Annotated in this window: 14 protein-coding genes; 9 read left to right on the forward strand and 5 right to left on the reverse strand. The window is 64.6% G+C overall.

Annotated elements, in window-relative coordinates:
- Positions 1-10: 10 nt before the first annotated feature.
- Positions 11-1,177 carry a pyridoxal phosphate-dependent aminotransferase gene (locus ACR0NY_RS07215; RefSeq protein WP_170368893.1) on the reverse strand — a complete coding sequence of 389 codons (1,167 nt, stop codon included), beginning with the start codon at positions 1,175-1,177 and terminating at the stop codon, positions 11-13.
- 98 nt (positions 1,178-1,275) lie between these two features.
- On the opposite strand from ACR0NY_RS07215, the gene ACR0NY_RS07220 reads away from it, so the two are divergent.
- Positions 1,276-2,160, forward strand: coding sequence for a LysR substrate-binding domain-containing protein (locus tag ACR0NY_RS07220; protein WP_170337436.1), 885 nt, complete (start codon positions 1,276-1,278; stop codon positions 2,158-2,160).
- Positions 2,161-2,260: 100 nt separating this feature from the next.
- Here the strand turns inward: ACR0NY_RS07220 and ACR0NY_RS07225 are convergent, their stop codons facing one another.
- The 3 genes from ACR0NY_RS07225 to ACR0NY_RS07235 all read right to left on the reverse strand — a co-directional run bounded on the left by ACR0NY_RS07225 (position 2,261) and on the right by ACR0NY_RS07235 (position 4,930).
- Positions 2,261-3,418: an acyl-CoA dehydrogenase family protein gene (locus ACR0NY_RS07225; RefSeq protein ID WP_170337435.1), complete on the reverse strand. Its 1,158-nt coding sequence runs from the start codon at positions 3,416-3,418 to the stop codon at positions 2,261-2,263.
- A 108-nt stretch (positions 3,419-3,526) separates the two neighbouring features.
- Positions 3,527-4,318, reverse strand: coding sequence for a TIGR03084 family metal-binding protein (locus ACR0NY_RS07230; protein ID WP_170337434.1), 792 nt, complete (start codon positions 4,316-4,318; stop codon positions 3,527-3,529).
- A gap of 48 nt (positions 4,319-4,366) precedes the next feature.
- Positions 4,367-4,930, reverse strand: a complete 564-nt coding sequence (locus tag ACR0NY_RS07235) for a TetR/AcrR family transcriptional regulator (protein WP_170368894.1) — start codon at positions 4,928-4,930, stop codon at positions 4,367-4,369.
- Between the two features lie 305 nt (positions 4,931-5,235).
- Between ACR0NY_RS07235 and ACR0NY_RS07240 the strand changes: the two genes are divergently transcribed.
- From ACR0NY_RS07240 to ACR0NY_RS07250, 3 genes are read left to right on the forward strand one after another with little or no spacing between them, the layout of a single operon-like run.
- A complete protein-coding gene (locus ACR0NY_RS07240) occupies positions 5,236-5,700 on the forward strand; it encodes a nuclear transport factor 2 family protein (RefSeq protein WP_170368895.1) in 465 nt (154 codons plus the stop codon).
- A gap of 13 nt (positions 5,701-5,713) precedes the next feature.
- Complete coding sequence (locus ACR0NY_RS07245; RefSeq protein ID WP_170368896.1) at positions 5,714-6,328, forward strand: pyridoxamine 5'-phosphate oxidase family protein; 615 nt, start codon at positions 5,714-5,716, stop codon at positions 6,326-6,328.
- A gap of 47 nt (positions 6,329-6,375) precedes the next feature.
- Positions 6,376-6,624 carry a hypothetical protein gene (locus tag ACR0NY_RS07250; protein WP_174825052.1) on the forward strand — a complete coding sequence of 83 codons (249 nt, stop codon included), beginning with the start codon at positions 6,376-6,378 and terminating at the stop codon, positions 6,622-6,624.
- A 68-nt stretch (positions 6,625-6,692) separates the two neighbouring features.
- Here ACR0NY_RS07250 and ACR0NY_RS07255 read toward each other — a convergent pair whose 3' ends face one another.
- Positions 6,693-7,361: a TetR/AcrR family transcriptional regulator gene (locus ACR0NY_RS07255; protein WP_170368897.1), complete on the reverse strand. Its 669-nt coding sequence runs from the start codon at positions 7,359-7,361 to the stop codon at positions 6,693-6,695.
- 64 nt (positions 7,362-7,425) lie between these two features.
- On the opposite strand from ACR0NY_RS07255, the gene ACR0NY_RS07260 reads away from it, so the two are divergent.
- The 5 genes from ACR0NY_RS07260 to ACR0NY_RS07280 all read left to right on the forward strand — a co-directional run bounded on the left by ACR0NY_RS07260 (position 7,426) and on the right by ACR0NY_RS07280 (position 12,331).
- Positions 7,426-8,742 (forward strand): flavin-containing monooxygenase, encoded by a 1,317-nt coding sequence (locus ACR0NY_RS07260; protein ID WP_170368898.1) that lies wholly within the window; start codon positions 7,426-7,428, stop codon positions 8,740-8,742.
- On the forward strand, positions 8,739-9,641 hold the full coding sequence (locus tag ACR0NY_RS07265) for a bile acid:sodium symporter family protein (RefSeq protein WP_170337429.1): 903 nt from the start codon (positions 8,739-8,741) through the stop codon (positions 9,639-9,641). The genes ACR0NY_RS07260 and ACR0NY_RS07265 overlap by 4 nt, the downstream gene beginning before the upstream one ends.
- On the forward strand, positions 9,638-10,570 hold the full coding sequence (locus ACR0NY_RS07270; protein WP_170368899.1) for an SDR family oxidoreductase: 933 nt from the start codon (positions 9,638-9,640) through the stop codon (positions 10,568-10,570). Before ACR0NY_RS07265 ends, ACR0NY_RS07270 begins: the two co-directional genes overlap by 4 nt.
- Positions 10,567-11,325, forward strand: coding sequence for an SDR family NAD(P)-dependent oxidoreductase (locus ACR0NY_RS07275; protein ID WP_170368900.1), 759 nt, complete (start codon positions 10,567-10,569; stop codon positions 11,323-11,325). The genes ACR0NY_RS07270 and ACR0NY_RS07275 overlap by 4 nt, the downstream gene beginning before the upstream one ends.
- Before the next feature lie 133 nt (positions 11,326-11,458).
- On the forward strand, positions 11,459-12,331 hold the full coding sequence (locus ACR0NY_RS07280; protein WP_170368901.1) for an NAD(P)-dependent oxidoreductase: 873 nt from the start codon (positions 11,459-11,461) through the stop codon (positions 12,329-12,331).
- Positions 12,332-12,398 lie beyond the last annotated feature (67 nt).

A 12,398-nucleotide genomic window follows, 5' to 3' on the forward strand; every position in this document is an offset into this window, starting at 1 on the left:
CCCGGTCAGGTCAGAGTTTGGCCGTAGCGTCGGTAATCCGGCGCAGGCCTTGGGTCAGGCTATCGGTGTCATAGGCAAAGGAAAGCCGAAAATGCCCCGGCATGCCAAAGGCCCGCCCCGGCACCACCGCGACGCCCGCATGATCCAGCAGGTGGCGGCAGAACTCGGGGTCCGAGGGCATCGCAGCAGGCGTCCGCGGGAAGACGTAAAAGGCCCCGTCGGGCGCCGCGCAGTCCAATCCGGCGGCATTCAGGCTTGCCACCACCAGATCGCGGCGCGCGCGCATGGCCTCGCGGCGTTCGGTCAGCAGGTCCTGCGGGCCGGTCAGCGCGGCCAGCGCCGCCGCCTGCGCGATGGAGCAGGCGCCTGAGGTGATCTGCCCCTGCACCGCCACCATCGCCTTGATCAGCGGCGCGGGGCCGATCCCCCAGCCGATGCGCCAGCCGGTCATCGAATAGGCCTTGGACACGCCGTTCACCGTCAGCGTGCGGTCTGCCAGCGCCGGAACCGCCTGAACGAAGGGTGTGAAAGGCACATAGGCAAGGTGCTGATAGATCTCGTCCGAGATCACCCAGACCTGCGGGTGCTGCTCCAGCACGTCGCCCAACGCTCGCAATTCGCTTTCGGTGTAAACCGCCCCGGTCGGGTTCGAGGGCGTGTTCAGCAGCAGCCAGCGGGTGCGCGGGCTGATCGCGGCATCGAGCTGTTCGGGGGTCAGCTTGAAACCCTGTTCACGCGGGCAGTCCAGCACCACCGGAGTGCCGCCCGCCAGCTTCACCATGTCGGCATAGCTGGTCCAGAAGGGCGCGGTGGTGATGACCTCATCGCCCGGATCGAGCGTCGCGAGGAACGCGCCGGCCAGCACCTGCTTAGCCCCGGTCGAGACGATGACCTGCGCAGACTCGACCCCGGCCTGTTCCGCGATGGCGGCACGCAGGGCCGGGGTTCCGGCGGTGGCGGGATATCGGGTCTGACCGTCCAGCGCCGCCTTGTGCGCGGCCTCGACCACATGCGGCGGGGTCGGAAAGTCGGGCTCGCCGGTGCTGAGCGCGATCACGTCCACGCCCTGCGCCCGCAGCTGCGCGGCCCGTTCCGAGATCTGGACGATCTCGGACAATTCGATCCCGTCGAGACGGCCCGCCCTCCGAAATCCGCTCAAACTGTTCTGAATGGTCATAATCGCCCCGCTGCACTTTTCTACGGCTGCGCCTTTTTGCTATTGGATTGGAGGATCCACCAGTGATATTCCCTCCACAAGCCATGAGGGAAAATCATATGCTGGCGCCGCGTCGATTTCTGCCGTCTATTTCTTCCCTGTTGGCGCTCGAAGCCGTCGACCGCCTAGGCAGCGCTTCAGCAGCAGCCGATGAACTCTCGCTGACCCAAAGCGCGGTCAGTCGCCAGTTGAAGGCCGTCGAAGAACAGCTGGGCGTCGCGCTGATCCAGCGCGACCAAATGCGCCTGCAACTCACACCCGCTGGCAAGGAATACGTGGAAACCGCCCGAACAGCGCTGCAGCAACTGGCGCAGGCCTCACTGAAGCTGAAGGCCAACCCCTCTGGCGGTTCTTTGCAACTGTCGATTCTGCCCGCGTTCGGCATGCACTGGCTGGCACCGCGCCTGCAGGATTTCGCGCAGCGCCACCCCGAAGTGACGATGAACCTGAGCACACGGCTCAAGCCTTTCGACTTCGGCACCGAACCTTTCGACGCGGCTATCCATTTCGGCCAGCGAGACTGGACCGGGGTGAACTATCTGCCGATCATGTGCGAAGAGGTTCTGCCGGTCTGCGCGCCAGCGCTGCTGCCAGCCGAAACCCCAAAGGTTGAATGGCTGGTCGACGCACCACTGCTGCATCTGGATACCCGGCCCGATGCGTGGGAACGCTGGTTCGCCGCGCAAGGCACCCCTGTCGAGGGCGTCCGAGGCATGCTGTTCGACCAGTTTTCGACCATTATCCAGGCCACGATCCATGGGCTGGGCGTTGCACTGCTGCCCAGCCATCTCATCTCAGCCGAGCTCGAGGCCGGCCGGTTGGTTCCGGCCTGCGCAGCTCCGCCGGTCAGTCTGGGCGACTACTATCTTGTATGGCCGCAAAATCGCACGGAACCGGCCCCGCTTGTCTCGTTCCGCGCTTGGCTGCAGGGGCAGCTGACTTAGCCGATCCGGCACCGCCGCGGCCGAGCATCGCTCGGGCGCGGCCGGGCCCAACCGGAGAAGGCGGCCCGCAAGTGCCGTTGACGACGGGCGGGAGCCCCGGTCAGACGTCGATCGAGCGGGCGATGAGTTCCTTCATTACCTCGTTGGTGCCGCCATAGATCATCTGCACCCGCGCATCCGCGTAAAGCCGCGCGATCGGGTATTCCATCATGAAGCCATAGCCGCCGAACAGCTGCAGGCATTCATGCATGATCTCGTTCTGCACCTCGGACCCCCAGTATTTCACCATCGAGGCGGTGGCCGCATCCAGCTGACCGGCCTCCAGCTTGCCGATGCAGTCATTGACGAAGCTGCGCAGCACCTCGGCCTTGGTCTTGCATTCCGCCAGCTTGAAGCGGGTGTTCTGGAAGTCCATCACTCGTTGGCCGAACGCCTTGCGCTCTTGGGTGTATTTCACCGTTTCAGCGATGGCGAAGTCGATCGCGCCCAGCGCCATGATGCCGATGGTCAGACGTTCCCACGGCAGTTGCTTCATCAGCTGATAGAAGCCCTGCCCCTCCTCGGAGCCTAGCAGGTTGGTCATCGGCACCTTGACGTCCTCGAAGAACAGCTCGGCCGTGTCATTGGCCTTCATGCCCAACTTCTTGAGGTTGCGCCCCCGGCGGAAGCCCTCGGCCCCCTCGGTCTCGACCGCGATCAGCGACACGCCCTTGGAACCCAGCGACTTGTCGGTCTTGGCGGCCACGATGATCAGGTCGGCGGTCTGGCCGTTGGTGATGAAGATCTTGGACCCGTTCATCCGGTACGAGTTGCCATCCTTCTCGGCGGTGGTGCGGATCGCCTGAACGTCCGAGCCTGTGCCCGGTTCGGTCATGGCCAGCGCGCCGACCATCTCGCCCGAGGCCAGCTTGGGCAGCCATTTCTTCTTTTGGTCCTCGCTGCCATAGGCGGTGATGTAATGGATTACGATCGACTGGATGCCATAGCCCCAGCCCGCATCCCCCCGCGAGGTCTGCTCATAGATCGTGACCGCATCAAAACCCATACCGCCGCCGACACCGCCGAATTCCTCGGGGATGGCCCCGGCCATCAGCCCGGTTTCCCCGGCTTTCCGCCAGAAGTCGCGATCGACCACGCCCTGCTCGGCCCACGCTTCGATGTTGGGCACCAGCTCATCATCCATGAACCGTCCGGCCATTTCGGCAAACATGCGGTGTTCGTCAGTGACCCAGGAAGCGGTCGAGGTAAAAAGCGACATGATTGGTTCTCCGGAATTCTGTTGGCGGAAAGGGTAGCTTTCGCCGCCGATTCCGCCAATCCGGGTGACGCCGCGTCGGTTTGCGCTGCTACGCAACGTCCTTTGGCGTCAATGCCCTACGCAATGCCGGGCACCGGGCGGCGGCGGCGTTTCGGGGGCGCCGGCGAAACACTGGGCGATGGCCAACCACTCCTGCGCGACCGGCCCCTGCACCGACAGGCCGGTGTCCGCCACGTTTCGGGTCTGGGTCACCACGCGGGCAAAATCGACGGCCAGTCCTTCGATCAGGTCGGCACCGGGCGCGCCGAATTCCCACAGCTCCCCCGAGGGCGCGGTCAGGCGCAGATGAGGTGCCACCGGTGGCACCGGGCGGCCATGTACCGTGAAGGTCCAGCCAAAGGTGTTCACCCCCAGCACGACGATGTTGCGGATCCGGGCGGTCTCGGGCCGGGTCAAGCCAAGGGTGTCGAACACCTCCTGACCATGCGCCCAGGTCTCCATCTGCCGGGCGGTCATCGAGGACCGCACCGACATATCCGGCCCCACCCATTTGACCCGCGCCTTGGGGTCCAGGCCCAACCAGTCGCGGCCCATTCGGCTGCATAGATCAGACCATGCGGCGCGCAGTTCATGTCCACGCTCGGTGATTGCAACGTTTTCCGTCGCACGGAACCCGTCGGCCTGAATACGCGGCATCACCTGCTGCACCCTTGCGTCGAACCCATCCGGGTCACGCTGCGACAGATCGGCCATCTGGTTCCAGAAATGCAGGTGCACCAACACATCGTCGATCGTCCAGTCTTTGAACTGGGTCACGATTTGCCAATCCGCGGCACCCAGCCCCTTCAGAGCGTCATCAAGAACCTGACATTCTTCCAGAAAATCCGAAGCCTGCTGCATACGCCCCCCCTTTTGCCTGCTTCAGGGACTAAAGCGGGTTTTCATGGGTCAAGCCAGCGCGTTTTTCAGCAAGACGGCAGCGGCCTCTTTGGCGTCGCGCGCGGGATCGCCGTTGCGGAGCAGCACGGCGGTGACGATCGCGCCCTCTTTCAACAGCAGCAGCTGGCAGGCCAGCTTGTCCGGGCCCTGCGCCCCGGCCTTGCGACACAGGTCGGTGAAATACTCCAGCAACAGGCGCTTGTGCTCGCCTGCCTGCACATGGATCGGGTGGTCGGGGTCTTGGTACTCGGCCCCGGCCTTGATGAACATGCAGCCGCGGAAATTGTCCTCGCGGAACCATTCGTCCAGCGCATCGAACGCGGCCAGCAGTTGATCGGCGGGGGTGTCGGCCAGTTCTTCGATCCGGCGCACGAACCAGTTGCGAAAATTCTCGTCCCGCAGGCGCAGCACCGCCAGGATCAGCTCTTCCTTGGTGCGGAAATGCTTGTACATCGAGGTCTTTGAGACGCCGGTTTCGACCACCAGCCGGTCCATTCCGGTGGCGTGAAACCCGTCGCGGTAAAACACCTGCAGCGCCTTGCGGACCAGCTCATCCCGTTTGTTCGGACGCATGATTCGGCTCCTTTGCGTACAGATCAGTACATAATACCTTTTCCGTTCAGGTGCAATTCACACCGTTGAAGTCGCTGTTATTAGGTCTTTTTCTCTATACCACCGGCCATATCGAAAAACTTTTTTTGACCCAAGGGTTGAAAGTGGTGACCGATCTGTACACCTTATCAACGCAGTTTACTGATCTGTACACCCAAAGGATTTGACCGATGCGACGCCGCGCCAGCCCATTTCCCGCAAGCTATGTTCCCTTCCTTCTGACTGTGGCCCTTCTGGCCGCCACCCTCGCCTGAAAGCCCCCCATCATGCCGCGCCCTCCTCTGCCCCCGTTCACGACGCAGACCGCCATCGAAAAGGTCCGCAAGGCCGAAGACGCCTGGAACAGCCGCGACCCCGACATCGTGACCCCGGCCTATACCGAGGACAGCCAGTGGCGGAACCGGTCCGAGTTCCTGACCGGCCACGCCGAGATCCACGCCTTTCTGACCCGCAAATGGCGCACCGAGCTGGACTATCGCCTGATCAAGGAGCTGTGGGCCTGTGACGGGAACCGCATCGCGGTGCGCTATGCCTATGAATGGCACGACGACAGAGGGCAGTGGTTCCGCTCCTACGGCAACGAGAACTGGGAGTTCGCCGCCGATGGCCGGATGGCCCAGCGACATACGTCCTTGAACGATCTGCCGATCACCGACGCCCAGCGCCTGTTTCACTGGCCCCTGGGGCCACGGCCCGCCGACCATCCCGGCCTGTCCGAAATGAACCTGTGAAAGGAGGCACCCAATGCCCCGCGCCTTTTCCGAACTGACCTTCACCCCCGCCGTCCGCGCCCATCAAGAGCGGATGGGGTCCGCCGCCTCTTACTCCAAGTTCATCAACGGCGGCCCGCAGCAGGGTCACCTGATCGGCCCCACCGAGCGGGCCTTCATCGAGGCGCGCGACGGGTTCTATCAATCCACCGTGTCCGAGACCGGATGGCCCTATGTCCAGTATCGCGGCGGCCCGGCCGGGTTTCTGAAGGTGCTGGACGACCGGACCATCGGCTATGCCGATTTCACGGGCAACAAACAGTATATCTCGCGCGGGAATCTGGACGGCAATGACCGGATCGCGCTGATCCTGATGGATTATGCCAACCAGCGCAGGCTCAAGATTCTGGGCCGCGTGGACTTTCGCGAAGGGGCCGAGGCCGCGCGCGATCTGTTTCCCGATGGGGCCGAGGCCGAACGCGCGGCGATCATCCATGTCGCGGCGCTGGACTGGAACTGCCCGCGCCACATCACTCCCCGCTTCACCGAGGCCGAGCTGCGCCCGCATCTGAACGAGCTTGGCCGCCAACTGGCCCAGCTGAAGGCCGAGAACGACCAACTGAAGCAGACCCTGGCCCGAAAGGCCTGAGCCACCCCTAAGACCCCGAACCCGTCAGCAACAGGAGTATCAATGCCATGCTACGCGCGATTACCAACACACTTGCCACCCTGACCGCCGGATCGGTCTTTGCCGTCTCGGTCGTGACCGTCGGCTTTTACCTCTCGCCCGAGGCCGTGCGCGCCGACGAGCCAGACCCGTTCCAGAACCAGTTCCGCGCCCAGACCATCGACGGGATGCAGGCCGTCTATCCCGGATTTGCCCCCTACACAGAATCCAAGGTGCAACCAAAGCCCGAATCTTCACCCAAGCTGCCGACAAACTGACAATTGAGGACCGAGATTTTGAATCCGTGCGCGTCCCGGGAACCGCCCGCGCCATCGACTGAGCCGGGTCAGGGCCGAGCGTGGCCAGAGTGCACCATTGCGTCGATCCCCGCGGCGCAGAACTCGACCAGTTGGTCGATCCCGGACAGATCGCCCCCCTGTGACAGCGCCTGTACCCGCCAGGCGCTGTTGATATGCGCCAGCATCGCCGAGACCGAATAGACCTGGCCCGTGGCCAACAGCGCCGGGTCGGCCTGCGGATACAGTGCGGCGATCTCACGGATGAAGAACTGGGCGGTGGGGTCGAAGCACTCGGCCGCGATGTGGCGCCAGCGCGGATCGACCGACACATGCGCCACCAGCCGCCCGTAGGCCATCCAGCCCGGGCCGCCGGATTCGGCAAGGCTGACATAGGGGCGGATGAAACAGTCCAGAATGTCCCGCAGGGTCAGCGGGCCCTGCGCGCGCCGTTCCTCCAGCGCCTGCATCCGGATCCGGGCAAGCTCGTCGGCGCGGCGTGCGACGGTCTGGAAGAACAGCTCTTCCTTGCCGCCGCCATGATGGTGGACCAGACCCACCTGCACCTCGGCGCGGGCGGCGATGTCACGGATCGAGGCGCCCTCGAATCCCCGCTCGGCAAACAGTGCCTCGGCCGCGTCCAGAATCCGCGCCTTGGTTTCAAGCGACCGGGCCGACGGCGCCCTTTGCCTTTGTTTTTCAATGTATTTCGCGCTCATGTTTTTCATCTTGCCTTATTTTGTACGATCGTTCAAGTTAAGCGCCACGAGCAGGGGAGGGTTCATGACACAAGCGCGCAAGGCATATGCCTTGATCGGCGCAGGTCCGATGGGGCTGGCGGCGGCCAAGGTGCTGAAGGAACAGGGCATCCCGTTCCAGGGGTTCGAGCTGCATTCCGATGTGGGCGGGTTGTGGGATATCGATGCGCCACGGTCGACCATGTACGAATCCGCGCATCTGATCTCATCCAAGTCGATGACCGAATTTGCCGATTTTCCGATGGGCGACGACGTGGCCGAATACCCGTCGCACCGGCAGATGCGCGACTATTTCCGGGCCTTTGCCGATCATTTCGGACTGCGCGATCACTACAGGTTCAATGCCGAGGTGATCGACGCATCGCCGCTGGGTGCGCCGGGCGATGGCTGGCGGCTGACTTGGCGGGACGACCAAGGCACGCATAGCGGTGAGTTTGCCGGGGTGCTGATCGCGAACGGCACCCTGTCGGAACCTAACATGCCCGATTTTCCCGGCCGGTTCGACGGCGAGCTGATCCACGCCTCGCAGTACCGCTATCCCAGCCAGTTCGACGGCAAGCGGGTGCTGGTCGTGGGCGCGGGCAATTCCGGGTGTGACATTGCGGTCGACGCCATCCATCACGCCGCGCAGTGCGACCTGTCGATGCGGCGCGGATACTATTTCGTGCCGAAATACGTCTTTGGCAAACCCGCCGACACACTTGGCGGGATGATCCGCCTGCCGATGTGGCTAAAGCGCCGGATCGACGGGATGATCCTGCGCTGGTTCGTGGGCGATCCGCAGAAATATGGATTCCCCAAGCCCGACTACAAGCTCTACGAAAGCCACCCGGTGGTGAATTCGCTGGTCTTGTACCACGCGGGCCACGGCGACCTGCGCATTCGTCCCGACATCGACCGGATCGAGGGCCGCACGGTCCACTTCAAGGACGGCAGCGCCAGCGACTATGACATGATTCTGGCCGCGACCGGGTACAAGCTGCATTACCCGTTCATCGACCCGAACCTGCTGAACTGGTCGGGCGATGCGCCGCATCTGTACCTGAACGCCATGCATCCCGAACGTGACGATCTGTTCGTGCTGGGCATGATCGAGGCCACCGGGCTGGGCTGGCAAGGACGCCACGAGCAGGCCGAAATGGTGGCGCGCTATATCAAGGGTCTTCAGTCCGGCTGCCCCGTGGCCGCGGCGCTGAAGGCGGAAAAACAAAAAGACTATCAGCGCGCCACCGGAGGCATGCAGTATCTGAACCTGCCCCGCATGGCCTATTACGTGGACAAGGCGACCTATCGCAAGGCGGTGACGGATTGGATCGCGCGGTTCCGGAAAGCCCGCGCATGACCGGCATCGACGAGATCACGCTGAATTTCAACCCCGGCTCGCTGACCCTGCTGAACGCGATCCTGGCGATCGTGATGTTCTCGATCGCCATCGACCTGTCACCACGCGACTTCGACCGGCTGCGGCGCGCGCCCAAGCCGGTGGTGGTGGGGCTGGCCTCGCAATTCCTGGTGCTGCCGGCGCTGACCTTCCTGCTGGTCTGGCTGACCGAGCCGCGCCCCTCGATCGCCTTGGGGCTGATCCTGGTGGCGGCCTGTCCGGGGGGGAATATCTCGAATTTCATCACCCATCGGGCGGGCGGAAACGCGGCGCTTTCGGTGTCGATGACCGCCTTCGCCACCATCGGGGCCATCGTGATGACCCCGTTCAACATCGCGCTTTGGGGCGGGCTGTACCCGCCGACCCGCGCCATTCTGCAGCAGACCCAGATCGACCCGGTGCAGATCGCCATCATCGTCGGGTTGATGCTGATCCTGCCGCTGGTTCTGGGCGTGACGCTGAACCAGAAGCGCCCCGCCCTGACGGCGCGGCTGCGCGGGCCGCTGCAGATCCTGTCCATGGCTATTTTCATGGCTTTCGTCGTGCTCGCCCTGGCGGCCAACTGGAGTTTCTTCCTGGGCTACGCCGGGGCGGTCGCCGGGCTTGTGATCGCTCACAACGCACTGGCACTGGGGGGCGGTTGGGTTGTGGCCACTCTGACCCGGCTGCCCCCCTTTGACCGGCGTGCAATCACGATCGAGACCGGTATCCAGAATTCGGGCCTTGGACTGGTGCTGATCTTCGCCTTTTTCAACGGCTTGGGCGGCATGGCCGTGGTGGCCGCCTTCTGGGGGATCTGGCATGCCATCTCGGGGCTGGCGCTGGCGCAGCTGATGGCTCGGACCAAGGCCGCCCGATGACCCGCATTCTGATCACCGGCGCCGCGGGGCTGGTCGGCCGCGCCCTGTTGGACGAGCTGAGCGACCACGAGGTGTTTGCCACCGACCTGCGCCGCCCGGACACGCTGCCGGAAGAGGTTCCGTTTCTGCGCATGGATGTCACCACGGGCGACTTGGCACGGGTGATCGCCAAGGTGAAGCCCGAGGTGATCGTGCACCTGGCCTCGATCGTCACGCCGCCGCCGGGCATGTCACGGGCCGAGGCCCATGCGGTGGATGTGGGCGGCACGCGCAAGGTGGTCGATGCCGCGCTGGCCCATGGCGTACGGCGGCTGGTCGTCACCTCGTCGGGAGCGGCCTATGGCTATCACGCGGACAACCCGGTGCCGCTGCGCGAAACCGATCCGGTGCGCGGCAACCCCGAGTTTCCCTATTCCGACCACAAGCGGCAGGTCGAGGAATTGCTGGCCGAGGCCCGAAGCGCCGCGCCGCAGCTGGAGCAGGTGGTGCTGCGGGTGGGCACGGTGCTGGGCGACGGCACCGACAACCAGATCACCGCCCTGTTCCGCAAACCCCGCCTGCTGGCGGTGGCGGGCAGCGACAGCCCCTTCGTGTTCATCTGGACCCGCGATCTGGCCCGCATCCTGAAACGCGCGGCCACCGACGGGCCGCCGGGGGTGTACAACGTGGCCGGGGACGGCGCGCTGAGCGTCGACGATCTGGCCCGCGCGTTGGACAAACCCGTGCTGCGCCTGCCGGCCTGGGCACTCAAGGCGGCGCTGGCCGTGGCCCGTCCTCTGCGCCTGTCGCGCTACGGGCCTGAACAGGTGCGGTTCTTGCAATACCGACCGGTTTTGGACAATACGGCGCTGAAGACCGTGTTCGGCTATGTCCCGCAGAAGACCAGCGCCGAGGTGTTCGACCTTTGGAAAAGGAGTGTGGGTCTGTGAAAACCGCAGTGATTTCGGGCGGGGCCGGCGGGCTGGGTCAGGCGCTCTCGGCCGCGCTGCAAGAGCGTGGATGGCGCGTGGTCCTGCTGGATCTGAAGGTGGACGGGGTGCAGGACACCGCCACGCAGATGGCGATTGCCTGTGATCTGACCGATCCGGCCCAGTTGGCGCGCGCCGTGACCGATACGCTTGCGCATTGCGACAGCATCGATCTGGTCGTCTACAACGCCGGGATCACCCAGATCTGCGGGTTCGATCAGTCCGACGACACCAGCCACCGCAAGGTGTTCGAGATCAACTATTTCGCGGCCGTCTCGATGGCCCGCGCCTTTCTGCCCGCGCTGCGCCGGTCGCGCGGTGCGCATCTGGCGATCTCGTCGGTGGCGGGGTTTGCGCCTCTGTACCACCGCACGGCCTATGCGGCCTCGAAACACGCGCTGGAAGGTTTCTTCAAATCACTGCGGTCCGAAGAACGGCCCCATGGCGTGCGGGTTCATATCGCGGCGCCCTCATTCGTGGCGACCAACCCGGGCCGGGCCGAGCGGCAGCCCGACGGCACCGCACGCCCCGGATCGGCCAGCGACGGCATGGACGAGATGACCCCCGAGGCGGCCGCCCGCGTGATCCTGCAAGGGCTGGATCGCGGGCGGCCCGTCATCCCGGTGGGCCGGGTGGCGCGGCTGGCCTGGTGGCTGAACCGGCTGGCCCCACGCCTGTACCAGCGCCTGATGGAGCGCAATATCAGCGGCGCGTGATGCGCGGCCATTATTTGCGGCCTGTCTCCCGGTGCGGGGTTGCCCTTTGGGCGCGGCTTTGCTTTGTCTCTGGCAAGCATTCCGGCCAGTGGGCGTTTTCTGCCTTGGACCGGTCACAGGGAGGATCTCGAAAATGGCGAAAGTTGCATTCCTTGGCCTGGGCGTCATGGGCTATCCGATGGCCGGGCATCTGCAGGCGGCCGGGCATGAGGTGACCGTCTACAACCGCACCGCGGCCAAGGCGGAGAAATGGGTGTCGCAGCATGGTGGCCAGATGGCGACCACGCCGCGCGGTGCCGCCGAAGGGGCCGAGTTCGTGATGGCCTGCGTCGGCAACGACGACGATCTGCGCATGGTCTGCACCGGCGAGGACGGCGCGTTCGACGGCATGGCGGAAAGCTCGGTTTTCGTTGACCACACCACCGTTTCGGCCAAGGTCACGCGTGAGCAGTACGCGGCGGCCAAGGCGCGCGGGATCTCTTTTGTCGATGCGCCGATCTCGGGCGGTCAGGCCGGGGCCGAAAACGGGTTCCTGTCGATCATGTGCGGCGGCGATCAGGCCGCCTATGACCGGGCCGAGCCGGTGATGCAGGTCTATGCCAAGATCTGCCGCCGCATCGGAGACAGCGGCGCGGGCCAGATGACCAAGATGTGCAACCAGATCGCCATCGCAGGGCTGGTCCAAGGCCTGAGCGAAGCGCTGCATTTCGCCGAGAAGGCCGGCCTGGACGGGCGCGCGGTGGTCGAGGTGATCAGCCAGGGGGCCGCCGGAAGCTGGCAGATGTCGAACCGGTATGAGACCATGCTGGACGACCATTTCGACCATGGCTTCGCAGTGAACTGGATGCGCAAGGACCTTGGCATCTGCCTGGACACGGCGGACGAGACCGGGGCATCGCTGCCGGTGACCGCGCTGGTCGATCAGTTCTACAAGGATGTGCAGAAGATGGGCGGCGGCCGCTGGGACACCTCGTCGTTGATCAAGCGCCTGCGGGCCATGGGGTAAACGGGGGGCTGTCTGCCCCCCATCGCGCCAAGGCGCGATTCCCCCCGAGGATACTTTTGGCCAGATG

Source organism: Ruegeria sp. BJ5, from assembly GCF_056537865.1.

What these genes read in the sequence shown, in the direction of transcription:
- ACR0NY_RS07215 (WP_170368893.1), bottom strand. Translation starts at nt 1,177, where the DNA reads ATGACCATTCAGAACAGTTTGAGCGGATTTCGGAGGGCGGGCCGTCTC.
- ACR0NY_RS07220 (WP_170337436.1), top strand. Translation starts at nt 1,276, where the DNA reads ATGCTGGCGCCGCGTCGATTTCTGCCGTCTATTTCTTCCCTGTTGGCG.
- ACR0NY_RS07225 (WP_170337435.1), bottom strand. Translation starts at nt 3,418, where the DNA reads ATGTCGCTTTTTACCTCGACCGCTTCCTGGGTCACTGACGAACACCGC.
- ACR0NY_RS07230 (WP_170337434.1), bottom strand. Translation starts at nt 4,318, where the DNA reads ATGCAGCAGGCTTCGGATTTTCTGGAAGAATGTCAGGTTCTTGATGAC.
- ACR0NY_RS07235 (WP_170368894.1), bottom strand. Translation starts at nt 4,930, where the DNA reads ATGCGTCCGAACAAACGGGATGAGCTGGTCCGCAAGGCGCTGCAGGTG.
- ACR0NY_RS07240 (WP_170368895.1), top strand. Translation starts at nt 5,236, where the DNA reads ATGCCGCGCCCTCCTCTGCCCCCGTTCACGACGCAGACCGCCATCGAA.
- ACR0NY_RS07245 (WP_170368896.1), top strand. Translation starts at nt 5,714, where the DNA reads ATGCCCCGCGCCTTTTCCGAACTGACCTTCACCCCCGCCGTCCGCGCC.
- ACR0NY_RS07250 (WP_174825052.1), top strand. Translation starts at nt 6,376, where the DNA reads ATGCTACGCGCGATTACCAACACACTTGCCACCCTGACCGCCGGATCG.
- ACR0NY_RS07255 (WP_170368897.1), bottom strand. Translation starts at nt 7,361, where the DNA reads ATGAGCGCGAAATACATTGAAAAACAAAGGCAAAGGGCGCCGTCGGCC.
- ACR0NY_RS07260 (WP_170368898.1), top strand. Translation starts at nt 7,426, where the DNA reads ATGACACAAGCGCGCAAGGCATATGCCTTGATCGGCGCAGGTCCGATG.
- ACR0NY_RS07265 (WP_170337429.1), top strand. Translation starts at nt 8,739, where the DNA reads ATGACCGGCATCGACGAGATCACGCTGAATTTCAACCCCGGCTCGCTG.
- ACR0NY_RS07270 (WP_170368899.1), top strand. Translation starts at nt 9,638, where the DNA reads ATGACCCGCATTCTGATCACCGGCGCCGCGGGGCTGGTCGGCCGCGCC.
- ACR0NY_RS07280 (WP_170368901.1), top strand. Translation starts at nt 11,459, where the DNA reads ATGGCGAAAGTTGCATTCCTTGGCCTGGGCGTCATGGGCTATCCGATG.